The sequence below is a fragment of the Actinoallomurus iriomotensis genome (assembly GCF_030269445.1).
Taxonomy (GTDB): Bacteria; Actinomycetota; Actinomycetes; order Streptosporangiales; family Streptosporangiaceae; genus Actinoallomurus; species Actinoallomurus iriomotensis.
The window spans coordinates 505276-529855 of sequence record NZ_BSTJ01000007.1 but is presented as its reverse complement, the minus strand read 5'-3'; the positions used below and the strand labels follow the sequence as shown (position 1 = coordinate 529855).

Sequence of the window (24580 nt, the reverse complement as noted above, 5' to 3'; positions counted from 1 at the left end):
TCGCCCCATGGCCGCGACCACCAGCGCGACCGCGCCGAGCCGGGAGGACGGTTCTCTTCCCGGCTCGGCGCGGGGGCGCAAGAAACCTCGGCGGAGCTACTCGGTCGGCCGGGGCGCCGTTCCGTACCTGCTCGTGCTGCCCGCCATCCTCATGGAGCTGCTGATCCACCTGGTGCCGATGGTCGTCGGCGTCGTGATGAGCTTCAAGGAACTCACCCAGTTCTACATCCGCAACTGGGGACAGGCGCCCGGGGCGGGCCTGCGCAACTACCGCGTCGTCGTCGACGTCAACGGCGCGGTCGGCAGCGCACTGCTGCACTCCTTCCTCATCACCTGCGCGTTCGCCGTGCTCGCCGTCGGGTTCTCCTGGCTGCTCGGGATCACGGGGGCGATCCTGATGCAGGACACCTTCCGCGGGCGGGGCTTCCTCCGCGCGCTGTTCATGACGCCGTACGCGCTGCCCGTCTACGCGTCCGTCATCATCTGGGCGTTCATGCTCCAGCACGACAACGGCCTGGTGAACCACGTGCTGCACGACCAGCTGCACCTGACCTCCAAGCCGGCGTTCTGGCTGATCGGCGGCAACAGCTTCATCTCCGTGGTCGTCGTCTCGGTCTGGCGCAACTGGCCGTTCGCGCTGCTCGTGATCATGGCCGGCCTGCAGAACATCCCCGACGAGCTGTACGAGGCCTCCGCGATCGACGGCGCCGGTATCTGGCAGCAGATCCGGCGGATCACCATGCCGTCCCTGCGCCCGATCAACCGCGTGCTCGTCCTCGTGCTGTTCCTGTGGACGTTCAACGACTTCAACGTGCCGTACGTGCTGTTCGGCCAGTCGGCGCCCCCGGCGGGCGACCTGATCTCCGTGCACATCTACCAGGCGTCGTTCCACACCTGGAACTTCGGCTCCGGCTCGGCGATGTCCGTGCTGATGCTGCTCTTCCTCCTCGTGGTGACCGCGGCGTACCTGGCCGTCACCTCCCTGAGCAACCGGAGGAGCAATGCCTAGCGCGTACCGGTCGCCGACCGCCCGGCCGATGTCGTTCGTGTGGACCCGGCGGATCGTGCTGACCCTGATGGGGCTCTTCGCCGCCGTGCCGGTCTACGTCATGATCAGCACGTCGCTGAAGCCGCTGCAGGACGTCACTGACAAGTTCCGCTGGTTCCCCGGCCGCCTCACGCTCCGCCCGTACGTGGACATCTGGCACACCGTGCCGCTCGCGCACTACTTCGTGAACTCCACGATCGTCTCCGCGGCGGCGACCGGCCTGTCGGTGCTCATCGCGATCTTCGCGGCGTACGCGGTGAGCCGCTACCGGTTCAAGGGCAAGCGGATCTTCACGATCACGGTGCTGTCCACCCAGATGTTCCCCGGCATCCTGTTCCTGCTGCCGCTGTTCCTGATCTTCGTCAACATCGGGAACGTCACCGGCATCGCCCTGTACGGCTCGCGGGGCGGGCTCATCATCACCTACCTGACCTTCTCCCTGCCGTTCTCCATCTGGATGCTCGCCGGGTACATGGAGTCGATCCCGCGCGGCCTGGACGAGGCGGCGATGGTCGACGGGTGCGGGCCGCTCGGCGCGCTGTTCCGCGTCGTCATCCCGGCCGCCGTTCCCGGCATCGTCGCCGTCGCCGTCTACGCCTTCATGACGGCGTGGAGCGAGGTGCTGTTCGCCTCCGTCATGACCAACGACGTCACCCGGACCCTCGCCGTGGGCCTCCGCGGCTACTCCACCCAGTACGACGTCTACTGGAACCAGGTCATGGCCGCCTCGCTGGTCGTCAGCGTGCCGGTCGTCGCCGGGTTCCTGCTCCTTCAGCGCTACCTCGTCACCGGCCTCACCGCCGGGGCCGTCAAGTGACCCACACAGAAGGGCAGTCCGTGCACGACCTCACCTCTCTCCCGGCCGACTTCGTCTGGGGCACGGCCACCGCCGCGTACCAGGTCGAAGGCGCCGTCGCGGAGGACGGCCGATCGCCGTCCATCTGGGACACGTTCTCCCACACCCCCGGCAAGATCGACGGGAACGACAACGGCGACGTCGCCTGTGACCACTACCACCGCTGGCCCGAGGACATCGAGCTCATGAAGCGGCTCGGCGTGAACGCCTACCGCTTCTCGATCGCCTGGCCGCGCGTCGTGCCCGGCGGCGACGGCCCGGTCAACCCGGCCGGCCTCGCCTTCTACGACCGGCTCGTCGACGCGCTCCTCGAGGCCGGCATCACGCCCTACCCGACCCTGTACCACTGGGACCTGCCCCAGGTGCTCCAGGACCGCGGCGGCTGGCCCGCCCGCGACACCGCCGAGCACTTCGCCGCGTACGCCGCCCACGTCGCCGCCGCGCTCGGCGACCGGGTGACCCAGTGGACCACGCTGAACGAGCCGCTCTGCTCGGCGTGGATCGGCCACCTCGAGGGCACGATGGCGCCCGGCCTGTCGGACATCGCGGTCGCCGTGCCGGCGTCGTACCACCTGCTCCTGGGCCACGGCCTGGCCACCCAGGCGATCCGCGCGGCCGTACCGCACGCGCAGGTCGGCATCGTGAACAACCTCGGGTACGCCGAACCGGCCAGCGACTCCGAGGCCGACGTCGCGGCGGCCCGCCGCGCCGACGGGCACTCGGTCCGCTGGTGGCTCGACCCGGTCCACGGCCGCGGCTTCCCGGCGGACATGGTCGAGGTCTACGGCGTCGATCTGCCCGAACGCCCCGGCGACCTGGAGACCATCGCCGCGCCGCTCGACTGGCTCGGGCTCAACTACTACTTCCCGACCACCATCGCCGACGACCCGTCCGGACCCCCGCCGTTCACCCGGGAGGTGCACCGGCCGGACGTCCGCCGCACGGCGATGGACTGGGAGATCCGCGACGAGGGGCTGGAGCGGCTGCTCATGCGGCTGACCGATGACTACGGCGCCTCACGGATCCACGTGACGGAGAACGGCTCCGCCTGGCCCGACGTGGTCGGCCCGGACGGACAGGTCGACGACCCGGAGCGGATCCGGTACCTGGAGGAACATCTGGCCGCCTGCGTCCGCGCGTCCCGCCGCGGCGCGCCGGTGGCCGGCTACTTCGTGTGGTCGCTGCTGGACAATTTCGAGTGGGCGTACGGGTACGACAAGCGCTTCGGGCTCGTGTACGTCGACTATGAGACGCAGCAGCGGATCATCAAGGGCAGCGGGCACCGGTACGGCGACCTCATCCGCACCCACCGCCGCGACGGCGAACGCGCCGCCTGACGCAGCCCTGCCCCCGGCGGCCTGGTCACGGGCCGCCGGCGGTACCGGCCGTTCACCTGGGCGGCTACCTTGAGCGCATGGAGGAGAACCGAGCACGACGGGTCGTGGACGCGCTGCGCGACCGGGGCATCAACGCGCATCTGCTCCGGGCCGGCGTCGGCCAGTTCGGCGTACGCGTGTCGCTGCCCGGCGGACGCGACGCCGAGTGGGACACCGACGGCACCGCCGGCCTGGAGGCACAGGTCATGCGCAACGGGATGCTCGTCGGCTTCGTACCGAAGATCGAGGGTTCGGCGGACTTCACGGAGGAGCAGGTCGTCGACGCCATCGCGCGGACCGACTACGACCAGCCGGTGGCGCGGCAACGCGAGACGGCACCCCCACCGTCCAAGCCCCTACCGCGCGAGGGTGGCGTGTTCCGCCGCTTCCTCGACGGCTTCCGTTATCGGTAGCCCGTCGTCTGCCCGCAGGGCGGGCTCGCCCCCCGCCCACCCGCACCGCCACCCGCCGAACCGCCACCACGCCAGGACGGCATGTCCCGCCACCTCCTCCACGGCTACCGCTACCGGTAGCCCGCCGTCTGCCCCGCGAGGCGGGCTCGGCTCCCGCCCACTCCCACCGCCACCCGCCGAACGCCACCACGCCAGGACGGCATGTCCCGCCACTTCCTCGACGGGCTACCGCTACCGGTACGTGTGCCCGCGGGGCGGGCTCGCCCACTCCCACCGCCACCCGCCGAACCGCCACCACGCCAGGACGGCATATCCCGCCACCTCCTCCACGGCTACCGCTGGCCGGTTCCGCGGATCGGCCCACCCCGCGGCCGGTAGGCCGTTCCGCGTGCCGCGCGTGTGGGGAATGCATGACTCTCACTGATCACGGCGCCATACCGGGGACCCGTTCTCTATGGTGTGCGCGCATGGTGGACATCGGGCGATCGGGCCGGGTCATCGCGGTCGTGGCCGTGGTCGGAGCTCTGGTGGCCGCGTCGGACGCCATCGCGGTGCGCCGGTACACGCGGACTGGCGACGGGATGCCCGGCGGATCAGGCTGGCGGACGACGCCCAGCGTGGCGTGCCGGAACGTGATGGGACGCCGCGACGTGTTCGGCGAGTTGTCGGGGATCACCGCGACGGGGCCGCACGACGCGTGGGCCGCCGGCTACTGCGGCACGACCGGAGCCCCCGGTGTGTGGGGGACGTACGTCGGCCTGATCGAACACTGGAACGGACGCCGGTGGCTGCGAGTCCCCACGCCGCGGGCACAGAGCTATACCTCGGTCGTGGCTGTCTCGCCGCGCGATGCGTGGGCGACGGCCGGTCCCTCGCACGCGCCGGGAATCTCTCCGCCTGCCGCGATCCACTGGGATGGACACCGCTGGTCGCCGGCGGCCGACGGCCTGCCGAGGAACGCCGCGTTCGAGGCCCTGGCCGTGACGTCGTCGGGGGTCTGGGGCGTCGCCGACACGGGCGACGCCTCCTCACCGTTCCTGGTCCGCCGGCAGGCGGGTTCGTGGTCACGGGTCACGGTGCCGGGACCGCCCATGGGGGACCTCGACTACTCGTCCGCCATGGGCGTGGATCCGGCCGGAGGGCTGTGGCTGGGCCTCCAGGGGACCCCGGACAGAGCCGAAATCGCGCACTACCAGGACGGGCGGTGGGCCCTCCTGCCCGTACCGCGGTCGAGAAGGTACAGCGATCTCACGGCGGTGGCCGTGACGAGTGACGGCACGTGCACGGTCACCACGGAGGAGTACGACAGCCAGGAAGACGCGTCGCACCGGACACTGGTACGCGCGTGGGATGGACGTCGCTGGACCCGACGGAGCACTCCCATGGGCTTCGACATCGACAAGGCGACCAGTGACGGCCATGGGGGCCTGTGGCTCTGGTCCTCCGACGGCCACAGCCTCATCCGCGGCGACAGCCGGCATTGGACGGGCGCGCCACAGCCCCTACGGGGTGCGACGACGAAGAACGGTGAGACGCCGACCGCCGAAGTCCCCGGCACGTCGACCCTCTGGAATGTGGGGGCGGACCACTTCCGCACCGTGCCCCGATCGACGTTCCCCTTCTCCGCGTGGGGCCAGCCGGTCATCAAGATATTTCGCCCGTAACCGTCGACCAACCGGCCTCACCCTCCGCCTGAGCCCGTCGCCTGGGACCCTCTCGCCCGGGGCCTCGCCCTGGGTCCTCCCATCCGCGGTTCCTCTCCCGCCGGAGCCCTTCCGCCGGAGCCCTTCCGCCGGAGCCCTTCCGCCGGAGCCCTTCCGCCGGAGCCCTCCCGCCGGAGCCCTTCCGCCGGAGCCCTTCCGCCGGAGCCCTTCCGCCGGAGCCCTTCCGCCGGAGCCCTTCCGCCGGAGCCCTCCCGCCGGAGCCCTCCCGCCGGAGCCCTCCCGCCCGGGGGACCATCCCACTTCCAGTGTCCAGCGTGGGGGCTTGTCGGCGGAAGGCGCTCCTATGGCTTGTGGATAACCATGAACGCCTTCCGCCGACCGCTGGTCGCCTCGCTCAGTTACCGGCGTACGGGTCGGGGCCGTCGGCCTTGACCACGTAGGTCTTGACGACCTTGTCGTGCAGGGCCTGCTTCTTGGAATCCCACAGGATCCACAGGTCGTCGAGGAGGCCGCCGAGTCCGCAGGTGACGTACGTGATGAGGTAGGTGAACAGCACACGCCAGGCGGCCGTGCCGTAGCCGATCGGGCCGCCGTCCTGTGCCCGGACGACCCGGATGCCCAGGGCCCGTTTGCCGATCGTCCGGCCCCACTTCCCGTGCTGCCACGTGAAGTAGATGATCGCGATGATCGCGGTGACGCCGTTCGCTGCCAGCCGGCTGCCGAGGTGTTTGTTGTCGTACATCGCACTCGCGCCGGCGAACGGTGCCGCGATGATCCAGCCGATCACGCTGTAGATGATTCCGTCGATGATCGCGGCGAACAGGCGCGACCAGCGGCCTGCGAGTTCCGCCGTGATTCCGGGCGGGGCCGACTGTCCGTACGGTTCCGCGATCGGCGGTGCGGCGGGGTACGGCTCCGCGGCCGGGGGTGGGGGCGCCGCGGAGGTGGTTTCCGGGGCTGGGTCGGGTGGCGGGGCGGCGCCTTCGGCGCCTGCTCGTTCCTCTGGGTGATCAGGCGGTTGCGTCATGTCAGAACAATAGACCCGATTTGCTAGAAATGGTCGAAATCGTTGTTGAACCGTTTCGTGTGCCTCCAGCCGAGGGGCGGCCGATTGCGCCGGAGTAACGTGCGGCGCATGAATTCGCCCGACCGGCTTCGATGGAACGCCAAGTACGCCGCGCGGACGACATCGTCCTTTTCCGTCCATCCCCTGGCCAGTCGCGCGCTGGCCCTGCCCCTGCCGGACGGTCCGGTGCTGGATCTGGCGTGCGGGATCTCGGGCGATCCGCTGTCGGCGGCGGAGGCCGGACGGGCGGTGACCGCGGTGGACGTCTCCGACGTCGCCCTCGAACGTCTCGACGCGGAGGTACGCCGGCGGGGCCTCGGGGACCGGATCACGCTCGTCCACGCCGACCTGCTCGAATGGCGTCCGCCCCGGTCGTCGTACGCGGCGGTGCGCTGCTTCGGCTACTGGGACCGGGAGCTCTTCGGCCCGGCCGCCGCCGCGGTACTCCCCGGCGGCGCGATCGCATGGGAGGCGTTCACCGAGGACGCCCGACGGCACCGCCCGCTGCCCGCGTCGTGGTGCCTGGCCCCGGGCGAGCCGGCCGCGCTGCTGCCGGAGGACTTCACCGTGCTCGACCTCACGGATGAACGGGGAAAACGCCGGATGCTGGCCCGCCGCGGCCCGACGCTTTAGACGGTCAGCCCTAGCCGGCTGTCGAGGTACGCCCGATTGAGAAAACACCGCATGGCCACTTTTCCCGACGTGCGAGTGACTCAGCGCGGGGAATGTCGGCGGGTGCTGGTGAAATGAAAGGCGTGACAGAGCATGACGAAAGGCAAGGGCTGTTCTGGGACGTACTCGCCGGGCGGGTCGCTCCCCCTCCTGCGGCCGAGACGCTCGGCTGGCAACTGGTCTCGGTGGACCCGGCGCGCGGCACCATCGAGGTGGCTTTCGAGGCGAGCGAGCGGTTCGTCAACCCGGCGGGCGTGATCCAGGGCGGCTTCCTCGCCGCGATGCTGGACGACACGCTGGGCCCGGCCCTGGTCGCAACGCTGCCGGAGGGCCAGTTCGCCCCCACCCTGGACCTGCACGTCCAGTTTCTGCGCCCGGCGCGCCCGGGCCGCCTGACCGGCCGCGGCCGCGTCGTCCAGCGAGGCAGGGAGGTGTGCTTCCTGTCCGGCGAACTCTCCACCCCCGATGGCAAGACGGTCGCCGTGGCCACCGCCACCGCCCGCATCCAGACCCTGCCCTGACAGCATCTCCGCCGGCCCCGACGCCCCCGGACGAACGCTCCCCACGGCGTCACCGCTTCCGGCCTAGCCTCGCCGGTCGTTGGGAGGTTCGGCGAGGCGGTTCTCCCAGGCCCAGGCGGCGATCTCCACTCGGTTGCGCAGGCCCAGCTTCGTCTGGACGCTGGCGACGTGGCCCTTGACGGTGCTCATGGAGATGAACAGCTCGGTGGCGATCTCCTGGTTGGTACGGCCTCTGGCGATGGCCCGGACGACCTCGGTCTCCCGGTCGGAGAGCCGGCTCGCGGTGTTGGAGACGCCCGGCGCCTTGACGGGGGCGAGATGCTTGAGGAGCCGTACCGTGATCGATGGGGAGATCAGGGCGTCTCCCGTGCCGGCGGCCCGTACCGCTTCGACGAGCAGGGTGGGACCGGCGTCCTTGAGGATGAAGCCGACGGCCCCGGCTCGCAGCGCCCCGTACACGTATTCGTCGAGGTCGAAGGTCGTGACGATGACCACCCGGAGCGGGTCGTGGACGTCGGGACCGGCGAGGGCGCGGGTGACCTCGATGCCGTCGAGACGGGGCATCCGGATGTCGATGAGGCACACGTCGGGACGCAGGCGCCGGGCCAGGGCGATGGCCTCCGCACCGTCCGCGGCCTCCGCCACCACGGTGATGTCGGGCTGGTCTTGCAGGATGAGGCGTAGTCCGTTGCGGACCATCGCCTGATCGTCGGCGATCAGGACACGCACGGTCATGCCTTGCCAGGAGCGGGCAGTGCGGCGTGCACCGACCAGCCGACATCGGGGCGCGGGCCGGCGATGAGGGTGCCGCCGAGGGCCTCGACCCGTTCGCGCATCCCGACGAGACCGTACCCGCTGCCGTGATGGAACCGGGGCGAGGCGGCCGGGGGCGCGTCGTCGATGATCTCCACGGTGATGGCCCGTTCGTCGTGGGTGAGGGTCACGGTGGCCTGGCGCGTGCCGGATGCGTGACGCTTGATGTTGGTCAGGGCTTCGGTGACGATCCGGTGGATGGTGGTGGTCACCTCTGGCGGCCAGGTCGGATCGGGCGGGCCGTTCGGCAGATGGAGCCGCACCCTGGGGCCGTGCTGGGCGAAACGGTCGACGAGGTCTGTCAGCTGTTCCGGGGCGGGTGCGCGTCCGCCCGCGTCGTCGCCGTTGCGGAGCAGAGCGATGACCTGGCGCATGGAGGTGAGCGCGTCGTTCCCGGCGGACTCGATCTCCGCCAGGGTGGCGTCCAGTGTCTCGGTGTGCTTGCGGGCGGCGATACGGGCGCCCTGTGCCTGGAGCACGACGCCGGTGATGTGGTGCGCCGCCGAATCGTGCAGTTCCCTGGCCAGTTCCAGGCGCTCGTCCCGCCGTACCGCTTCGATGACGGCCCGGCGGCGGGCGTCGAGGAGGCGAAGCCACAGCCCGGCCGCGAACGCGGTGCCCCAGCCCAGTCCGAGGATGCCCATCACGGCGGAATGACCGCTCATCGCACCGATCGCCACCGCTCCCCCGCCGGCCACGATGAGCGCTGCCGACTGGAAGGGAAGCACCCGGATCGCGGAACCGACGAGGACGAACAGGGCCAGGCTGGCCGCGATGCCCGGCTGGCCGCGCAGATCCCAAAGCTCGGCGACCAGCTCGGCGGCTCCGGCGACGACGAGGCTCACCCCTGCCGTCCACACGTGGCTGCGCGCACGCAGGAGGGCGGCCGTGCACACCACCAGTCCGACGGCGCAGTCGAGCAGCCAGATCTGGTGGAGGACCGCGATGTTGTGGTCCTCCACGGCGAGCACGACGGCGAACACGACGGCGAGGCCGGTGTTGACCGCTGCCCCGCGCCATCTGGCGAGGCGATCCAGCAGGTTCACGCGGTTCAGGCTACGCAGACGGCGGGGCTCGGGACACCGGTCGAAAGTACTGTCCGGCCTGCGCGAACCGTACTTTCAGCCGGTACACGCTTCCGATCGGCATCGGCACAGTTGACCGCATGCTCTTCCGACCAACCACCCACAAGGAGCCGGCATGACCGCTGTCTTGCAGGCCCGGCACCTGGGCAAGAGATACCGGCGGCGCTGGGCGCTGTCGGAGTGCACCCTCGACGTCCCGGCCGGGCGCGTCGTCGGCCTGGTCGGCCCCAACGGCGCCGGGAAGACCACCCTGCTGAGCCTCGCCGGCGGCCTGCTGACACCGACGGCGGGCACGATCGAGGTGTGCGGCGGGCGGCCAGGCGCCGACCGGGCGCAGCTGGCCAGGGTCGGCTTCGTCGCCCAGAACACACCGACCTATGCCCGGCTGACCGTCGCCGACCACCTCAAGCTCGGCGCCAGGCTCAGCCCCCGATGGGACGCGGGGCTGGCACGACAGCGGATCCAGCGCCTCGGCCTGCGCTCCGACCAGCAGGCCGGGAGCCTGTCCGGCGGCCAGCGCGCTCAGCTGGCCTTGACCGTCGCCCTCGCCAAGCGGCCCGAGCTGCTCATCCTCGACGAGCCGGTCGCTGCACTCGATCCGCTCGCCCGCCGCGAGTTCCTGGAGGATTTGCGCGACGCGACCGCCGAGCAGGAGCTCAGTGTCGTGCACTCCTCCCACCTGGTCTCCGACATCGAGCGGGTCTGCGACCACCTCATCGTCCTCGTCGCCTCCCGCGTACGGCTGGCCGGTGACGTCCGTGAACTGCTGGCCACCCACCGTGTGGTGACCGCCCCGCGCCTGGACCCTGCCGCCCTTCCGGCTGGGCTGCACGTCGTCTCGGCCGACCACACCGACCGGCGGACCACGATGCTCGTCCGGTCCGACTCAGGGGTGGACGACCCCGCCTGGATGACCAGTCCGGTGAGTCTGGAAGATCTCACCCTGGCCTATATGAGCCAGTCCGTTCCCGTATCGGAGGCGCTCCGATGATCTGGCTGACCTGGCGCCAGTTCCGCACGCAGGCAACGGTGGCCTTCGGCGCCGTCGTCGTCATCCTCGCCGCCCTCGCGGCCACCGGCCCGCACCTTGCCCACCTGCAGCAGACCCGCGGTGACCGATTCCTCGACGGCATCGGCGGTCTCGAGACGAACCTCTACCTCGGCACCGTCCTCGCGCTGCTGGTCCTGCCCGCCCTCATCGGCATGTTCTGGGGTGCCCCGCTGGTCACCCGCGAGCTGGACGCCGGCACCCATCGGCTGGCTTGGACCATGACCACACGCACCCGCTGGCTGGTCGCCAAGCTCGGTCTCATCGGCTTGGCCGCCATGGCCGCCTCCGGGCTGCTCGGCCTCGCGGTGACCTGGTGGGCCGGTCCGATCGACAAGGCCATCGCGGCCAGAAACGGCGCTCCCGGGCCGGGGTTCCTCCTCTTCCCGAGGCTGGCCCCCGAGGTGTTCGACTCACGCGGCATCGTCCCCATCGGTTACGCCGCGTTCTTCTTCGTTCTCGGCGTCACGATCGGGATCCTCGTACGCCGCACCCTGCCCGCCATGGCGATCCTCGGCGTCCTGTTCGTCGCCATTCAGATCACCATGTCGATGGCGGTCCGGCCGCACCTCACCGCCCCTGAGCGCATCACCACGACGATCTCGAGCCACAACATGCTGAACATCAACATGTTCGATCACGTGACGGTCACCATCGACGAACCCGGCGCCTGGCTCGCCGCTCAGCAGACCGTCGACGCGGCCGGTCGCCCGGCCGCGGTGCCCTCCTGGTTCGTGGACTGCGTGGGCCGGTCGGAGCAGGAACGCCAGGCGTGCTTCGCCAAACTCGCTCACCTGGGCTACCGGCAACAGGTGACCTACCATCCCGCCGGCAGCTTCTGGAGCATTCAGCGAAACGAAACGGCCCTCTACCTCGGCCTGACTCTTCTGCTGGCCGGGTTCGGCGCCTGGTGGATCCGCCGCCTGTCCCGATGAGACACGGCACCGAGCTCGCATTTCACGCGATGGAGAGAGGACGACACGAGAAGATGCAACGAGACCGCGCGTCGACCGCCGACCATTCCGCTCACCGACCGCGCTCCGCCCGGCCTCGCGCGGTCGGCACCCGATCTCCGCGGCCGACCGCCGCGATATGGGCGCTCGGCCTGCTCGCCGTCGTGTCCCTATCCGTCGCCACGTCACAGCCAGGCGATGCAGCGACGCCGGCCACCGCCTCGACGTCGACCGCACCGCCGGTGCCAAAGCTGGACTGGAAGACCTGCGACGGGGACTTCCAGTGCGCGACGGCGCGGGTCCCCTTGGACTACCGGGACCCGCGCGGCAAGACGATCACCGTTGCCGTTGAGCGACACCGGGCGACCGACACCGCGCACCGCATCGGCTCACTGTTCGTCAACGGCGGTGGTCCCAGCGTGCAGCTGGCGGGCTTCACGGCCGGCTACGAGCAGCTTCCCGCAGCCTGGCGAGCCCGATACGACATCGTCGGGTTCGACCTGCGAGGGTTCGGCTCCAGCACCGCCGTGCGGTGCTTCCCGACCACCGAGGCGGAAGACGAGTTCCTGTCCGGCGCGCCGATCGGGTTCCCCGTCGGCGCGAAGGAGACCTCGGCCTGGATTCGCACGTGGACCGACTTCGACGCGCGATGCGCCGAGCTCAACGGCAGCCTGCTCCAACACACCAGCACGGCGGACGTGGCCCGCGACATGGACCTGCTACGCCAGGCCGTCGGTGACCCGAGGCTGAACTACATGGGCCTGTCCTACGGCACCATACTCGGCGCCACGTACGCCAACCTGTTCCCCGCCGAGGTCGGGCACATGGCGCTGGACGGGGTCCTCGACCCGGTCGCCTACACCAACGGGAAGGACGGACTGCCGACCTTTCTGAGCACAGGCAACGACCAGGCGTCCGCCGCGGTGTTCAAGGACTTTCTCGACCTGTGCGGCGAGGCGTCCACGACCGCGTGCGCGTTCTCCGCGGGCACTCCGGCCGCGACACACGCCAAATACGAGACGCTGCTGCGCCGCCTGCGTCGACATCCGGTGACCGTCGGCGACACGCAGAACTGCGGCTACGCCTGCGGGGTGCTCAGCATCCCCCTGGGCAGCGTGTCCCAGTGGGCGTTGGGCGCCGACCTGCTGCAACAGATGTGGGTGGCCTCATCGGGCGCACCGGCGGCCTCCTCCCCGTCCGCTCCGAAGCGGCAGGCCAGGGGATCCGGCGCCGACGCACCGTCGACGGCCGTCTACACCGGCAGGGAGCAGTTCCTGGCCATGGTCTGCTCCGACAGTCCCAACCCGCGTGACCCGAGCGCCTACACGAGCGCCGCGCGGCTGGCCTACGCCAGGTCGGGCCCGATGGGGCTCGATCCCGCCTGGAGCACAGAGCCGTGCGCGGGATGGCCGCAGGGCGAAGACCGGTACACGGGACCGTGGAACAAGCGCACGGCCAATCCCGTCCTCCTTCTCAACAACTCCAAGGACCCCGCCACCTCTTACAAGGGAGCGGTCGCCATGTCCCACGATCTGGCCCGTGCCCGCCTGCTGACCGTCGACGGGTACGGCCACACCGTCTTCTCGAACCCCAGTGCCTGCGCCATGGAGTACGAGACCCGCTACCTGCTGACCGGCGCCCTTCCTCCCACCGGCACCGTCTGCGAGCCGGACGCCACCCCATTCGCGGAAGCATCCGCCCCATGAAGCCGAGCCGCAGGCGACTCGCGGCCCCAGCCGCCACCGCATCGGGTCGGTCGTCGGTCCAGCCACGCCGCCGAAAAGCGCCATCGGCTCCTACCGACTCCCCCAAGCGCCGCCGGACCGTCCGCGGGTCAGCCGCCGGGCCGGAGCCAGGACTCCAGGCCATCGAGCAGGCGTTGCAGGCCGAATTCGAAGCCGTCCTCGCGCAGCCGCTCCAGGTCCGCGTCCTTGTTCTGCGACCACCACTTCGTGTAGCTCGGGTACTCCCCGGCGATGCGGTCGAAGTACGGCTCCAGCTGCTGGACCAGCTCGTTCGCGCCCTTGCCGGATCGGGTGGTCGCGGTGTGCATCGCCACGTCCATGACGGCCGAGCCGAGCGCGTGCGACATGAGCAGCGAGCTCGCATGGGCCAGTTCGAGGCCCGAAAAGCCGGCGGCGGTCAGCACGGCGATGAGCCGGTCGCTCAGCCGCATCGCCTGGGGGCCGATCGCGGGGTGGATTCCGTACAGGCCGGCCATCCAGGTGTGGCGGAGGATCACCGTCCGTACGCTCCGGACCGATTCCGCCACCGCGGACCGCCAGCCGGTGGCGGCCGGGTCGGGGAGCTCGACCTCGCCCATGGCCTCGTCCAGGGCTAGTTCGAGCAGTTCGTCCTTGTTCGCCACGTACCAGTAGACCGAGGTGGCGCCCGCGCCCAGCTTGGCGCCGAGCCGGCGCATGCTCAGGCCGCTGAGACCCTCGGCGTCCAGCAGCTCGATGGCGGCGCGCACGATGTGCTCCCGGCTCAACGTTGGCTGCTCGCTCCGGCGCGGCCGGGACGGTCGCACCCAGACCGAGGTGGAGATCGGGTCGGTGTCGCGTGGCATCGGACGCCTTTCGCACGAGAAACGCTCCATCGCAGGATATCGGCTCTCGCACACTGTTCGAGGACGGTAGTACGCTGTGCGACAGACTCGCACACCGTACGAACGGAGGACCCATGTCCACTCCCCCGACCCCGGAAGGCCCCGCGCCCTCGGCGGGCTCCGCGGGCGAGACGTCACCTCATCCGCGCCGATGGCTGATCCTCGGCGTCCTGTGCCTGAGCCTGCTCGTCGTCGTGATCGACAACACGGTCCTCAACGTCGCGATCCCCTCGCTCATCCGCGACCTGCACGCGAGCAACGCCGACATCCAGTGGGTCCTCGACGCGTACGTGCTGGTCCTCGCCGGGCTTCTCCTCACGGCGGGTTCCCTCTCCGACCGGTACGGCCGGCGCACCGGCCTGGTCATCGGGCTGATCCTCTTCGGCGGCGCGTCGGTCCCGGCGGCCTTCTCCGGTTCCTCCGGCCAGCTCATCGCCTCCCGGGCGCTGATGGGCGCGGGCGCGGCCTTCCTCATGCCGGGCACGTTGTCCATCCTCACGACGGTCTTCGACGACGAGGAGCGCAAGAAGGCCATCGCCATCTGGAGTTCGGTGCTCATGCTGGGCGCGCTCGGCGGTCCCGTCGTCGGCGGCCTGCTGCTGGACCACTTCTGGTGGGGATCGGTGTTCCTGCTGAACGTCCCGATCGCCGCGCTCGGCATCGTCGCGTCCCTGCTGCTCATCCCCGAGAGCCGCGGCCCGGCGGGCCGGCCCGACCTGCCCGGCGCGTTCCTGTCGACCGTCGGCATGACGGCGCTGGTCTGGGGCGTCATCGGCTCGGCGAAGGACGGCTGGTCGTCCGCGCAGACGATCGGCGGCTTCGTCGTCGCGGTCGTCGCGCTGGCGGCGTTCGCGGTCTGGCAGCGCGTCAGCCGGGCGCCGATGCTGCCGCTGGCCCTGTTCCGCGATCGCGACTTCAGCGGCGCCGGCCTGTCCGTCGTCCTGCTGTCGTTCGCGTCCGGCGGCCTGATGCTGGCGCTCACCCAGTTCCTGCAGTTCGTGCTGGGCTACAGCCCGATGAAGGCGGGGGTCTCGTTCATCCCGCTGCTGGTGACCGTGATCGCCTTCAACGGCATCGGCGTGGCCGTCGACAAGCGGTTCGGGGCCCGCGCGACGCTGGCCACCGGGCTGGTGCTGCTGGCCGCGGGCTTCGGCCTTCTCTCTCTGCTGTCGCGGGACGACGGCTACGGGACGCTCGTGATCGCCCTGATCGTCATGGGCGCCGGCAGCGGCACGGCGGGCCCCGCGGCGTACGCGACGCTGCTGGGCGCGCTGCCGAAGGACCGGGCGGGCGTCGGCTCGGCCGTCAACGACACGGTGTCGCAGATCGGCCAGGCGCTGAGCATCGCCGTGCTGGGCAGCGTGCTGACCGCCGCGTACGCGGCCAACATGCCGGACGACGTCACCGGCCCGGCCCGCCACTCGATCGGTGAGGCCCTCGCCGTCGCGGCCTCCCGGGGTGACGCGGCCCTCGCCTCGACGGCCAAGGGCGCTTTCGTGGACGCCATGACGACGATCTCCGTCGTCGGTGTGATCGCCGGCCTGGCCTCGGCGGTGGTCGCCGTACTGATGCTGCGGGCCCGCCCGCGGCGGCAGGCGTCCGCGCCCGTGACGGCCGAACCCAGCCACCGGTAGCACACGCCGAGTGGACAGCATCCGGTTTCGTCTGTCCGTACCGCCGGGCTTGGGGCCACGACATTCGGAAAGCGTGGAGCGCCTTTCCGAATGGCCGTTGCCCCAGCGCTTCTCCGCGATGCAGACCGCGTTGTTCCTGCAACTCGACGAACGCTTCCGAATCGCCGGCCGTTCGATCGAACCGACGGTGCGAGGTGAGCGGGCCTCTCGCGCACTCGTGCCGGGATTCGCTCACCACCGCGCTGCGGGCGGCGAGTCCGTCGTCCTGGCGCAATTACTGGTATCGGGTGCAGTGCCCGTCGCGGATCGCGCACTATGAGGCGCTCCGGCGGCTGAGCGGCGAACCGTTCACGGCGGATCAGACGCGGCGGTTCGACCCGTGGGCGGTGCCGGCCCGCTCCTGCGGCTGGTGGTGGCCGCGCGAACGCGTCTGCGTCGTCTCCGACCGCCCCGTCTCGCTCAGCACCGAGGTGTGGCAGGACAACGGGAACGTACGCCTGCACGACCCGGAAGGCCCCGCCGGCCGGGCGTCCGCTGGACGCCGGTGCCTCCGGAGGGGGTGGAACCGCTGCGCGGTACGGCCGGCGGCCATTCGCACACGCTGGTCGCCGCGCCGGGCACCTGCCGCTGGACCGGCATGGGGACCGACACGAACGGGCTGACTCTCGGCGCCTTCGAGGCCACCGCCCCGGTGTACCTGCTGCACGCGGAACACGGCGCGACAAGCTGCGCCCCCGGAAAGTACGCGGTTCGCCGCCAACGCGAGGTCGAGGGCCGCCGCGCCCGCCTGGTCGCCGACTGATCCGAGCGGTGGCCCGGGCCACGAGCGCTCGATGAGCTAGACGGTGGCGGAGCGGCGTACGGCGGGGATGACCATGGGAGTGTCGGTCTCCGGGTCGGGGATGACGCGGCACGGCAGGCCGAAGACCTCCTCCACCAGTTCCGCCGTCACGACCGTGGACGGGTCGCCCTCCGCGACCACCTCGCCGTCGCGCATCGCGATCAGGTGGGTCGCGTAGCGGGCCGCATGGTTCAGGTCGTGCAGGACGGCGACCAGCGTGCGGCCCTCCTCCTGGTGCAGCCGGGCGCACAGGTCCAGGACGTCGATCTGGTGGGCGATGTCGAGGAAGGTCGTCGGCTCGTCGAGCAGCAGCAGCGGCGTCTCCTGGGCGAGCGCCATCGCGATCCAGACGCGCTGCCGCTGGCCGCCGGAGAGTTCGTCCACGTACGCGCCGGCCAGGTCCGTGACGCCCGTCGCGGCCATCGCCTCCGTGACGACCCGTTCGTCCTCGCCGGACCACTGGCGCAACAGGCGCTGGTGCGGGTAGCGGCCGCGGGCGACCAGGTCGGCGACGGTGATGCCGTCCGGCGCGATCGGTGACTGCGGGAGCAGGCCCAGCGTACGGGCGACGGCACGCGTGGGCAGCGTGTGGATGTCGTTCCCGTCCAGGAGTACGGTGCCCGAGCGCGGCTTCAGCGTGCGCGCCAGGGCGCGCAGCAACGTCGACTTGCCGCAGGCGTTCGGGCCGACCACCACGGTGAACGACCGGTCGGGCACGGCCACGCTCAGTCCCTCGGCGACCGTGCGCCGCTCGTAGGCGAGCGTCAGGTCGTTCGCCCGCAGGCGTGTCATATCCGGCCCCTCCTTCGCTGGGTGGCGAGCAGCCACAGTAGATAGCCGCCGCCGAGTACACCGGTCAGCACGCCCACCGGGAGCTGGTGTCCCGGGATGATCCGCTGGCCGGCCAGGTCCGCGCCGGTGAGCAGCGCCGCGCCCATGCACAGGGAGGCGACGAGGTTCGGGCCCGGGTCGGCGGTGAGCCGCCGGGCGAGCTGCGGCGCGGTGAGCGCGACGAACGAGACCGGGCCGGCCGCGCCCGCGGCGAACGAGGCGAGTAGCACGGCCGCGGCCAGCAGCATCAGCCGCAGCCGCTCGACCCGCACGCCGAGGGCGTACGCCGTCTCGTCGCCCATCTCCAGCATGCGCAGGCCGCGCCCGCCGCCGAGTACGACCGGCGGCACGGTGACCGTCACCGCGACGAGCAGGGGCACCACGTCGTTCCAGCCGCGCCCGTTGAGGCTGCCGGTCAGCCAGAGCACGGCGCGGGTGGCGTCCGGGATGTCCGCGCGGGTCAGCAGGTAGCCGTTCACGCCGGTCAGGATGGCCGCGACGCCGATGCCGATGAGCACGAGCCGGTAGCCGTGCACGCCCTGCCGCCAGGAGAGGGCGTAGATCAGCACGCCGGTGGCCACACCGCCCGCCACCGCGCCGCCCATGAGCGCGACGCTGCCGCCGCCGGCCACCACGGTCACGAGCGCGCCCGCCGCCGCACCCTGGGTGAAGCCCAGCAGGTCGGGGCTGCCCAGCGGGTTGCGCACGAGCGACTGGAACAGGGCGCCGGAGAGTCCGAGGGCCGCCCCGGTCAGGAGGGCGGTGAGGACCCGGGGCAGGCGTACCTGCTCCACGATGAACGCGTCGGCGGCCGAGCCGTACCCGGCGAGCGTGCGCACCACCGCCGCCGGGCTCATGGGGTAGTCGCCGCTGCCGATCGCGACGACGGCGAACACGAGCGCGGCCAGCAGGCAGAGCGCGCCCACGGCCAGGGCGCGCGTCCGTACGCGCACCGACCATCCGCCGGGAGTCCGCAGGATCATGCGCGCGCCCACCGTCCGCGCCGGACCACGTGCAGGAAGAACGGGCCGCCGAGCACCGCGGTGACGATGCCCACCTGCACCTCGCCGGGCCGGGCGAGCACCCGCCCGAGCACGTCGGCGCCGAGCAGGGTCGTGGGCGCGAGAAGCGCGCAGTACGGCAGCAGCAGGCGCAGGTCGGGACCGGTCAGGGCGCGTACGACGTGCGGCACCATCAGGCCGACGAAGACGATCGGCCCGCACGCGGCGGTGGCGGCGCCGCACAAGAGGGTGACGGCGACGATCGTGCCCGCTCGCGTACGGGCGGGCCGCGCGCCGAGCGCGTTCGCGGACTCCTCGCCCAGCGCGAGGGCGTTCAGCGGGCGGGCCAGCAGGAGCGCGAGCACGGTGCCGGCCGCGACGAAGGGCAGGATGCCGGTCACCGTGGCGGGCCGCGCGGAGGCCAGCGAGCCGACCGTCCAGAACCGCATCCGGTCCAGCGAGTCGGTGTCGAGCAGCTGCACCGCGTTGACGTAGGCGTACATCACCGCGTTGACGGCCGTGCCGGCGAGCGCCAGCCGTACCGGGGTGGCGCCGCGCCCGCCGCCGACCGCCCAGACGAGGACCGACACCGCGCCGGCGCCCGCGAACGCGAACCACACGTAGCCGGTGAAGGAGTTGATGCCGAAGAACGAGATGGCCGAGACGACGGCGGAGGCCGCGCCGGCGTTGATGCCGAGCAGCCCGGGGTCGGCCAGCGGGTTGCGGGTCAGGGCCTGCATGAGGCCGCCGGCGAGGCCCAGCGCCGCTCCGGCCAGCAGGCCGAGCAGCGTGCGCGGAAGCCGGATCTGACGGACGACGGTGTAGCCGGGCGCGTGGGGGTCGGTCAGCCCGTGCCACACCTCGGCCGGGGAGAGTTGCTTGGCGCCGAACGCGAGGCTCAGCACGAGCACGGCCAGCAGGAACAGCGCCGCGGCGAACGGACCGGCGACGCGCACCGCGCGGGGGCGGACGCCGGTCGGCGCGTCCGGTCGCGACTCGACGCGCGCCAGGTCGGTGACAGGCACGTACCAGCTCCGATCCGGATCGAGAGGCCCGGCCCCTACTGGACAGGCGGGACTTAGGTTAGGTTAACCTAAGTTCGGCCCGACGATCAGCCCCCGCATGACTTCGGTGACCATTCCCTCCTAGTGACGAGAGAAGGCCTCGCCATGCCCGGAACGCACGATCTGTCCCGTCGCGGTCTCCTGGCCGCCGGCGGCGCCGCCGGACTCGGCGCGCTGCTCGCCGCCTGCGGCGGAAACGGCGGCGCCCGCGCTACGACCTCCGGAAGCTGGTCGTTCACCGACGACCGCGGCCAGAAGGCCACCGCGAAGAGCCGGCCGAAGCGGGTCGTCGCCTACGTCGGCACCGCCGCCGCGCTGCACGACTTCGGCGTCGGCGACCAGCTCGTGGGCGTCTTCGGGCCGACGAAGCTGAAGGACGGCCGCCCCGACCCGCTGGCCGGGAGCCTCGACGTGAACAAGGTCACGATCATCGGCAACGCCTACGGCGAGTTCAACATCGAGAAGTACGCCGCGCTCCACCCCGACCTGCTGGTCACCGAGATGTTCCAGCCGCCGAACCTGTGGTTCGTCCCGGACGACAGCAAGAACAAGATCCTCCCGCTGGCGCCGAGCATCGGGTTCACCGACTCACACGTCAGCCTGCCCCAGCCGATCCAGCGGCACGAGCAGCTCGCCGCCGCGCTCGGCGCCGACCTCAAGGCCGCGCCGGTCACCGCCGCCAAGGCGCGCTTCGACCAGGCTGTGGAGTCCGTACGCGCGGCGGCCAAGGCCAACCCCGGCATCAAGGTGCTGGCGGCGTCCGGCAGCCCCGACCTGTTCTACGTCTCCGACCCGCGCGTGTACGCCGACCTGTCCTACTTCCAGAGCCTGGGCGTCGACATGATCGTGCCGAACAAGGTCACCGGTGGCTTCTTCGAGAACCTGAGCTGGGAGAACGCCGACAAGTACCCCGCCGACATCATCCTGCTCGACAACCGGACCGCCGCGTTGCAGCCGAAGGACCTCACCGCCAAGCCGAGCTGGTCGAAGCTGCCCGCCGTCAAGGCCGGCCAGATCACCCCCTGGCTGAGCGAGGCACGGTTCAGCTACGCGGGCTGCGCGCCGGTGCTGGAGGCCTTCGCCAAGGCCGTACGCGACGCCAAGAAGGTGAGCTGACGTGGCGCCCGCGGCGACGCGCCCGCGGACGGCGCCGTTCTGCTTCTTCGACGTCCACGTCGTCCGCGCCGAACTCGTCGGCCGCACCATGAGGCGGATCACCTTCGGCGGCGAGGGGCTGGCCGGCCTGACGTGTGGGGGCCGCGACCAGCGGGTCAAACTGTTCCTCCCCCATCGGCACCAGGAGACGCCCGCGATGCCCGGCGGGGACGACGACTGGTATCCGCGCTGGTGCGCCATGGACCCGGACGTACGCGCGGTCATGCGCACCTACACCGTGTGCGGGCAGCGGCGCGAGCCGGAGGAGTTCGACGTCGAGTTCGCGCTGCACGGCGACGGGGGGCCGGCCTCGCGCTGGGCGGCCTCGGCGCGGCCCGGCGACCGCGTGGCCGTCCTCGGCCCGACGGCCGCCGACAACGGCGGCGTCGACTTCCGCCCGCCGCCGGACACCGGCTGGGTGCTGCTCGCCGCCGACGAGACCGCGCTGCCCGCCGTGGCCGGGATCCTGTCCTGGCTGCCGCCCGGCACGCGCACCCGCGCGTGGATCGAGGTGCCGCACGCCGATGACATCCGGCGGCTGCCGACCGAGGCGGACGCGGAGATCACCTGGCTCGTCCGCGGACAGGCCGCCCCGGCCCGCCCGACCGTGGACGCGATCCGCGACGCCGCGCTCCCCGCCGGCACCCCGTACGCCTGGATCGCCGGTGAGGCCGGATCCGTCCGCGCGCTACGCCGCCACCTGGTCGGCGAACGCGGTTTCGACCGTCGCGCGGTCAAGTTCACCGGCTACTGGCGCCGGGGCGCGTCGGAGGAGGACCTCCTCGCGGAGGCCGCACGAGCCTCTTAGAAGATCGCGACGTATCGGACCGGGCGGGGGGCAGGTGAGAAGAAGCCCGCCATCGGCCACCCGGCGCCCCTCGCCGGCCGGCCGTCGGCCGGCACGGGACCCGGCTCTAGCCGAGGTTCCACTCCCCGGTCTGGCCGGCACCCAGGTCCATCGCCCAGCGGACCTTGGTGATCGTCGCGTCCTGGGGCACCTCGAAGGGGATGTAGCCGGTCTGCGTGCCGCCCGCCGGGACGTTGACCGTACTGATCAGCGGGTTCACGGACAGGTGCAACGCGACCTTGTCCTTGTAGGACTTGCCCTGGGCGTCGACGACGGTCGCGGCGTCGACCGCCGTCTTGAAGGGGTTCACGCCCCGGTCGGTGAAGGTGAACTCGACCGCGACGAGACGGTTGCCGGGAGCCGGACTCGCCAGTGGGTCGTCCCCGCCCTTGACCGGGTCGGCGACCTTGGTGGCGGCCACTTCGATCTCCGACGGTCCCAGGTTCGGGTCCGGTTTGTCGGTGCCGACGCCCGACCTCAGCTTGATGGTGCTGCCGAGCGCGGCGGCGATCGTCGTCTGCGTGGGCAGAGGACTCAGCGCCGACTCACTCGGCTCGTCCGTCGCGCCGTTCCCCGAGCAAGCGGTGAACAGGGCAACGGACAGACCGAAACCGGCGAGTGCCCGGAAGAACCGGTAAGGGCTGTTCACCCCTGGAGGCTAATGCCCGCCGACGAAGCGTCTCTCCGCCCGTGCGCGAAATGGCGAAGGCCGGTGCGCTCCATGGCGACCACACCGTTGGGGCCGGCTCTAACCGCGCGTTTCGGCGAACCGGTCCTGACCCAGCACCGCGAGCAGTTGCAGCTTCTCGTATCCCTCGGTGCGCGGGGGCGCGGTGAGCACGAGCAGCGCCTGTGACTGGTCCTCGGTGAACAGCACCTGGCAGTCCAGTTCGATCGGGCCGATTTCGGGGTGGATGAGCGTCTTGTGGTCCTCGAAGCGCTTGGCGACCTCGTGCCGGTCCCACAGCTCGGCGAACTCCGTGCTCTCCTTCCGCAGGGCCCGTACGAGCTCGCCGGCTCGGGACCGCGAGCCCATCGGGCCGTAGGCGGCGCGCAGGTTCGCGACCATGGCGCGGCTCTGCCGGTCGCGGTCGTCCTCGGGGTAGCGCAGCCGCTCGGAGGGGTCGGTGAACCAGCGGTAGACCTCGCTGCGGGCCAGGCCCGTGTAGCCCGACCTGTCGCCGAACAGGGCGTCGGCCATGCGGTTCTGCACGAGGGTCTCGCCCAGGTTGGACAGGATGAGCGCCGGAGTGTCGTCGAGGCGGTCCAGCACCCGCATCAGGGCGGGGGCGACGTGCGTCGCGGCCGACACCGAGGTCGGGGCGCTGTGCCCCGCGATCTCGAACAGGTAGTCGCGCTCGTCGCCGGTCAGCCGGAGCGCGCGGGCGAGCGACGCGAGCATCTGCTCGCTCGGCTGCGGACCGCGTCGCTGTTCGAGGCGCGTGTAGTAGTCGGTCGACATCACGGCGAGGGACGCGACCTCCTCACGCCGCAGGCCCGGGGCCCGGCGCCGGGCGCCCGAGGGAAGGCCGACGTCCTCCGGCTGCAACGCCTCTCGGCGGCGGCGCAGGAAGTCCGCCAGTGCTGCGCGATCCATGGACACCATTATCGGCCGGTTTCGCAGGTGAACCAGGGATCGCCGATCCCCCGATGAACGGTCTCTGCCACCGGGACGGCCGCGTGGACAGGATCGGGGCATGAACATCTCCGGAAACACCATCTTCATCCCCGGCTCCACCAGCGGCATCGGCCTGGCCCTCGCCCTGGAACTGCAGGCCAAGGGCAACACCGTCATCGTCGGCGGCCGCCGTACCGAGCTGCTCGAACGGATCGCCGCCGAGCACCCTGGCATCGACACCGTCCGGATCGACACGGCGGACGCCGCGAGCATCGAGTCCGCCGCGAAGGAGGTGCTGGCGAGGCATCCCGGCCTCAACGTCCTCGTCACGATGGCCGGCATCATGAAGATCGAGGACTGGCACCGGCCCGAGTCGTTCCTCGCCTCGGCCGAGTCGGTCGTGACGACCAACGTGCTCGGGCCGATCCGGCTCATCGCCGCGTTCGTCGAGCACCTGCGGGCCCAGCCGGACGCCACGATCGTCACGGTCTCCTCGGGTCTGGCGTTCACGCCGCTCAAGGTCACGCCGAGCTACAACGCGTCGAAGGCCGCGATCCACATGCTCAGCGAGTCGATCCGGCTCCAGCTCGCCGACACGAGCGTGAAGGTCGTGGAGCTCGTGCCGCCCTCCGTCCGCACCGCGCTGCTGCCGGGGCAGGAGAGCAGTGAGTTCGCGATGCCGCTGGAGGAGTTCGTGGCGGAGGTCGTCGCGCTGCTCGAGACGGAGCCCGACGCGAAGGAGATCCAGGTCGAGCGGGTCAAGTTCCTGCGGTACGGCGAGGCGCGCGGCGACTACGACCAGGTCGTCGCGACGCTCAACGCCGCCGACCCGCACGGGAATTGACCAGCGGGAGGAAGACGTCGTCGACGATCTCGACGAGCGTGGACTCCGGAACCGGGGCGGACGTCAGCAGCATCTCGTGCCGGAGGAGGTCGGCCGGCAGGGTGGTGATCCGCCGGCCGACCGCCCCGGGCCGGATCTCGCCGCGGTCGGCGGCGCGCCTCAGGATGGTCTCCATCACGCCGGTCATGATCGAGAAGAACACGGGGTCGAGGTCGCGCGCCTCGGCCATCAGGCCGTGCACGACGTCCGGGCCGACGTCGTCGTAGCGCCGCGCCATCCGGTCGAGCACGGCGAGGACGTCGCCGCGCAACTCCCCGGTGTCGGGAACGTCGTCGGCGATCGACACGACGCGGGACCGCATGGCGGCCAGGACCAGCTCGGCCCGGTTGCGCCAGCGGCGGTACAGCACCTGCTTGCCGGTCCGGGCGCGGTCGGCGACGCCCTCCATCGTGAGGTTCATGTAGCCGACGGCGCCGAGCTCCTCCCAGGTGGCGCGCAGGATCGCCGCCTCCAGCTCGGAGCCGCGCCGGCGTCGTACGGCCGGGGCGTCGTCGTTCATCGCACCCTCCATAAGAGACCTTGCGTCTCCTAACGATGCCACTCTACACTCCTCGGCATTAGA

General features: G+C 71.3%; 26 protein-coding genes and 1 pseudogene. 17 read left to right on the top strand and 10 right to left on the bottom strand.

What is annotated here, in order from left to right; all coding sequences use genetic code 11:
* Positions 1–7: 7 nt before the first annotated feature.
* From QSK37_RS29270 to QSK37_RS29250, 5 genes are all read left to right on the top strand, one after another.
* Positions 8–1009 carry a carbohydrate ABC transporter permease gene (locus QSK37_RS29270; RefSeq protein ID WP_285572911.1) on the top strand — a complete coding sequence of 334 codons (1002 nt, stop codon included), beginning with the start codon at positions 8–10 and terminating at the stop codon, positions 1007–1009.
* Positions 1002–1865, top strand: coding sequence for a carbohydrate ABC transporter permease (locus QSK37_RS29265; protein ID WP_285572908.1), 864 nt, complete (start codon positions 1002–1004; stop codon positions 1863–1865). Before QSK37_RS29270 ends, QSK37_RS29265 begins: the two co-directional genes overlap by 8 nt.
* Complete coding sequence (locus QSK37_RS29260) at positions 1862–3241, top strand: GH1 family beta-glucosidase (RefSeq protein WP_285627401.1); 1380 nt, start codon at positions 1862–1864, stop codon at positions 3239–3241. Before QSK37_RS29265 ends, QSK37_RS29260 begins: the two co-directional genes overlap by 4 nt.
* 77 nt (positions 3242–3318) lie before the next feature.
* Positions 3319–3693, top strand: a complete 375-nt coding sequence (locus tag QSK37_RS29255; RefSeq protein WP_285572906.1) for a hypothetical protein — start codon at positions 3319–3321, stop codon at positions 3691–3693.
* A gap of 467 nt (positions 3694–4160) precedes the next feature.
* Positions 4161–5357 carry a hypothetical protein gene (locus QSK37_RS29250; RefSeq protein ID WP_285627396.1) on the top strand — a complete coding sequence of 399 codons (1197 nt, stop codon included), beginning with the start codon at positions 4161–4163 and terminating at the stop codon, positions 5355–5357.
* Between the two features lie 394 nt (positions 5358–5751).
* Here QSK37_RS29250 and QSK37_RS29245 read toward each other — a convergent pair whose 3' ends face one another.
* The gene (locus QSK37_RS29245; protein WP_285627393.1) at positions 5752–6384 is read right to left on the bottom strand and encodes an RDD family protein; all 633 of its coding nucleotides are present in this window, start codon (positions 6382–6384) and stop codon (positions 5752–5754) included.
* Between the two features lie 108 nt (positions 6385–6492).
* Here QSK37_RS29245 and QSK37_RS29240 point away from each other — a divergent pair, with 108 nt between their 5' ends.
* Together QSK37_RS29240 and QSK37_RS29235 are read left to right on the top strand one after the other, a co-directional pair.
* The gene (locus QSK37_RS29240) at positions 6493–7056 is read left to right on the top strand and encodes an SAM-dependent methyltransferase (protein WP_285627391.1); all 564 of its coding nucleotides are present in this window, start codon (positions 6493–6495) and stop codon (positions 7054–7056) included.
* Between the two features lie 122 nt (positions 7057–7178).
* On the top strand, positions 7179–7616 hold the full coding sequence (locus QSK37_RS29235; RefSeq protein ID WP_285627389.1) for a PaaI family thioesterase: 438 nt from the start codon (positions 7179–7181) through the stop codon (positions 7614–7616).
* Between the two features lie 63 nt (positions 7617–7679).
* On the opposite strand, the gene QSK37_RS29230 is transcribed toward QSK37_RS29235, so the two are convergent.
* Positions 7680–8351, bottom strand: coding sequence for a response regulator (locus tag QSK37_RS29230; protein ID WP_285627388.1), 672 nt, complete (start codon positions 8349–8351; stop codon positions 7680–7682).
* The gene (locus tag QSK37_RS29225; RefSeq protein WP_285627386.1) at positions 8348–9475 is read right to left on the bottom strand and encodes a sensor histidine kinase; all 1128 of its coding nucleotides are present in this window, start codon (positions 9473–9475) and stop codon (positions 8348–8350) included. Before QSK37_RS29225 ends, QSK37_RS29230 begins: the two co-directional genes overlap by 4 nt.
* A gap of 154 nt (positions 9476–9629) precedes the next feature.
* On the opposite strand from QSK37_RS29225, the gene QSK37_RS29220 reads away from it, so the two are divergent.
* The 3 genes from QSK37_RS29220 to QSK37_RS29210 all read left to right on the top strand — a co-directional run bounded on the left by QSK37_RS29220 (position 9630) and on the right by QSK37_RS29210 (position 13221).
* Positions 9630–10505, top strand: coding sequence for an ABC transporter ATP-binding protein (locus tag QSK37_RS29220; RefSeq protein ID WP_285627383.1), 876 nt, complete (start codon positions 9630–9632; stop codon positions 10503–10505).
* Positions 10502–11497: an ABC-2 membrane transporter-related protein gene (locus QSK37_RS29215; RefSeq protein ID WP_285627381.1), complete on the top strand. Its 996-nt coding sequence runs from the start codon at positions 10502–10504 to the stop codon at positions 11495–11497. Before QSK37_RS29220 ends, QSK37_RS29215 begins: the two co-directional genes overlap by 4 nt.
* A gap of 260 nt (positions 11498–11757) precedes the next feature.
* Positions 11758–13221, top strand: coding sequence for an alpha/beta hydrolase (locus tag QSK37_RS29210; protein ID WP_285627379.1), 1464 nt, complete (start codon positions 11758–11760; stop codon positions 13219–13221).
* Positions 13222–13349: 128 nt separating this feature from the next.
* Here QSK37_RS29210 and QSK37_RS29205 read toward each other — a convergent pair whose 3' ends face one another.
* Entirely contained in the window at positions 13350–14084 is a 735-nt protein-coding gene (locus QSK37_RS29205) for a TetR/AcrR family transcriptional regulator (protein ID WP_285627377.1), read from the bottom strand.
* Positions 14085–14197: 113 nt separating this feature from the next.
* On the opposite strand from QSK37_RS29205, the gene QSK37_RS29200 reads away from it, so the two are divergent.
* The 4 genes and pseudogenes from QSK37_RS29200 (at position 14198) to QSK37_RS52075 (ending at position 16559) form a co-directional block, all read left to right on the top strand.
* The gene (locus QSK37_RS29200; RefSeq protein WP_285627374.1) at positions 14198–15757 is read left to right on the top strand and encodes an MFS transporter; all 1560 of its coding nucleotides are present in this window, start codon (positions 14198–14200) and stop codon (positions 15755–15757) included.
* 10 nt (positions 15758–15767) lie between these two features.
* Positions 15768–16076 (top strand): hypothetical protein, encoded by a 309-nt coding sequence (locus QSK37_RS29195; protein WP_285627372.1) that lies wholly within the window; start codon positions 15768–15770, stop codon positions 16074–16076.
* A pseudogene (locus tag QSK37_RS52080) lies at positions 16045–16224 on the top strand (DUF6745 domain-containing protein); the annotation flags it as partial. The gene QSK37_RS29195 and the pseudogene QSK37_RS52080, both read left to right, overlap by 32 nt.
* Positions 16137–16559 carry a DUF8820 family protein gene (locus QSK37_RS52075; protein WP_490246506.1) on the top strand — a complete coding sequence of 141 codons (423 nt, stop codon included), beginning with the start codon at positions 16137–16139 and terminating at the stop codon, positions 16557–16559. The pseudogene QSK37_RS52080 and the gene QSK37_RS52075, both read left to right, overlap by 88 nt.
* Before the next feature lie 36 nt (positions 16560–16595).
* On the opposite strand, the gene QSK37_RS29185 is transcribed toward QSK37_RS52075, so the two are convergent.
* From QSK37_RS29185 to QSK37_RS29175, 3 genes are read right to left on the bottom strand one after another with little or no spacing between them, the layout of a single operon-like run.
* The gene (locus QSK37_RS29185; RefSeq protein WP_285627365.1) at positions 16596–17390 is read right to left on the bottom strand and encodes an ABC transporter ATP-binding protein; all 795 of its coding nucleotides are present in this window, start codon (positions 17388–17390) and stop codon (positions 16596–16598) included.
* A complete protein-coding gene (locus tag QSK37_RS29180) occupies positions 17387–18412 on the bottom strand; it encodes a FecCD family ABC transporter permease (RefSeq protein WP_285627362.1) in 1026 nt (341 codons plus the stop codon). The genes QSK37_RS29185 and QSK37_RS29180 overlap by 4 nt, the downstream gene beginning before the upstream one ends.
* Entirely contained in the window at positions 18409–19455 is a 1047-nt protein-coding gene (locus QSK37_RS29175) for a FecCD family ABC transporter permease (protein WP_285627359.1), read from the bottom strand. Before QSK37_RS29175 ends, QSK37_RS29180 begins: the two co-directional genes overlap by 4 nt.
* A gap of 144 nt (positions 19456–19599) precedes the next feature.
* On the opposite strand from QSK37_RS29175, the gene QSK37_RS29170 reads away from it, so the two are divergent.
* Positions 19600–20610, top strand: a complete 1011-nt coding sequence (locus tag QSK37_RS29170; protein WP_285627357.1) for an ABC transporter substrate-binding protein — start codon at positions 19600–19602, stop codon at positions 20608–20610.
* 1 nt (position 20611) lies between these two features.
* Complete coding sequence (locus QSK37_RS29165; RefSeq protein WP_285627354.1) at positions 20612–21457, top strand: siderophore-interacting protein; 846 nt, start codon at positions 20612–20614, stop codon at positions 21455–21457.
* Between the two features lie 106 nt (positions 21458–21563).
* Here the strand turns inward: QSK37_RS29165 and QSK37_RS29160 are convergent, their stop codons facing one another.
* Both QSK37_RS29160 and QSK37_RS29155 read right to left on the bottom strand, forming a co-directional pair.
* Complete coding sequence (locus QSK37_RS29160) at positions 21564–22145, bottom strand: DUF4352 domain-containing protein (protein WP_285627351.1); 582 nt, start codon at positions 22143–22145, stop codon at positions 21564–21566.
* 99 nt (positions 22146–22244) lie between these two features.
* Entirely contained in the window at positions 22245–23093 is an 849-nt protein-coding gene (locus QSK37_RS29155) for a helix-turn-helix transcriptional regulator (RefSeq protein WP_285627347.1), read from the bottom strand.
* Between the two features lie 100 nt (positions 23094–23193).
* Here QSK37_RS29155 and QSK37_RS29150 point away from each other — a divergent pair, with 100 nt between their 5' ends.
* Positions 23194–23958 (top strand): SDR family oxidoreductase, encoded by a 765-nt coding sequence (locus tag QSK37_RS29150; protein ID WP_285627344.1) that lies wholly within the window; start codon positions 23194–23196, stop codon positions 23956–23958.
* Here QSK37_RS29150 and QSK37_RS29145 read toward each other — a convergent pair.
* Entirely contained in the window at positions 23930–24517 is a 588-nt protein-coding gene (locus tag QSK37_RS29145; RefSeq protein WP_285627342.1) for a TetR/AcrR family transcriptional regulator, read from the bottom strand. The genes QSK37_RS29150 and QSK37_RS29145 overlap by 29 nt on opposite strands.
* Between the last annotated feature and the right edge of the window lie 63 nt (positions 24518–24580).

What these genes read in the sequence shown, in the direction of transcription:
- QSK37_RS29265 (WP_285572908.1), top strand. Translation starts at nt 1,002, where the DNA reads ATGCCTAGCGCGTACCGGTCGCCGACCGCCCGGCCGATGTCGTTCGTG.
- QSK37_RS29240 (WP_285627391.1), top strand. Translation starts at nt 6,493, where the DNA reads ATGAATTCGCCCGACCGGCTTCGATGGAACGCCAAGTACGCCGCGCGG.
- QSK37_RS29255 (WP_285572906.1), top strand. Translation starts at nt 3,319, where the DNA reads ATGGAGGAGAACCGAGCACGACGGGTCGTGGACGCGCTGCGCGACCGG.
- QSK37_RS29150 (WP_285627344.1), top strand. Translation starts at nt 23,194, where the DNA reads ATGAACATCTCCGGAAACACCATCTTCATCCCCGGCTCCACCAGCGGC.
- QSK37_RS29205 (WP_285627377.1), bottom strand. Translation starts at nt 14,084, where the DNA reads ATGCCACGCGACACCGACCCGATCTCCACCTCGGTCTGGGTGCGACCG.
- QSK37_RS29270 (WP_285572911.1), top strand. Translation starts at nt 8, where the DNA reads ATGGCCGCGACCACCAGCGCGACCGCGCCGAGCCGGGAGGACGGTTCT.
- QSK37_RS29155 (WP_285627347.1), bottom strand. Translation starts at nt 23,093, where the DNA reads ATGGATCGCGCAGCACTGGCGGACTTCCTGCGCCGCCGCCGAGAGGCG.
- QSK37_RS29200 (WP_285627374.1), top strand. Translation starts at nt 14,198, where the DNA reads ATGTCCACTCCCCCGACCCCGGAAGGCCCCGCGCCCTCGGCGGGCTCC.
- QSK37_RS29215 (WP_285627381.1), top strand. Translation starts at nt 10,502, where the DNA reads ATGATCTGGCTGACCTGGCGCCAGTTCCGCACGCAGGCAACGGTGGCC.
- QSK37_RS29185 (WP_285627365.1), bottom strand. Translation starts at nt 17,390, where the DNA reads ATGACACGCCTGCGGGCGAACGACCTGACGCTCGCCTACGAGCGGCGC.
- QSK37_RS29220 (WP_285627383.1), top strand. Translation starts at nt 9,630, where the DNA reads ATGACCGCTGTCTTGCAGGCCCGGCACCTGGGCAAGAGATACCGGCGG.
- QSK37_RS29180 (WP_285627362.1), bottom strand. Translation starts at nt 18,412, where the DNA reads ATGATCCTGCGGACTCCCGGCGGATGGTCGGTGCGCGTACGGACGCGC.
- QSK37_RS29250 (WP_285627396.1), top strand. Translation starts at nt 4,161, where the DNA reads ATGGTGGACATCGGGCGATCGGGCCGGGTCATCGCGGTCGTGGCCGTG.
- QSK37_RS29170 (WP_285627357.1), top strand. Translation starts at nt 19,600, where the DNA reads ATGCCCGGAACGCACGATCTGTCCCGTCGCGGTCTCCTGGCCGCCGGC.
- QSK37_RS29230 (WP_285627388.1), bottom strand. Translation starts at nt 8,351, where the DNA reads ATGACCGTGCGTGTCCTGATCGCCGACGATCAGGCGATGGTCCGCAAC.
- QSK37_RS29245 (WP_285627393.1), bottom strand. Translation starts at nt 6,384, where the DNA reads ATGACGCAACCGCCTGATCACCCAGAGGAACGAGCAGGCGCCGAAGGC.
- QSK37_RS29145 (WP_285627342.1), bottom strand. Translation starts at nt 24,517, where the DNA reads ATGAACGACGACGCCCCGGCCGTACGACGCCGGCGCGGCTCCGAGCTG.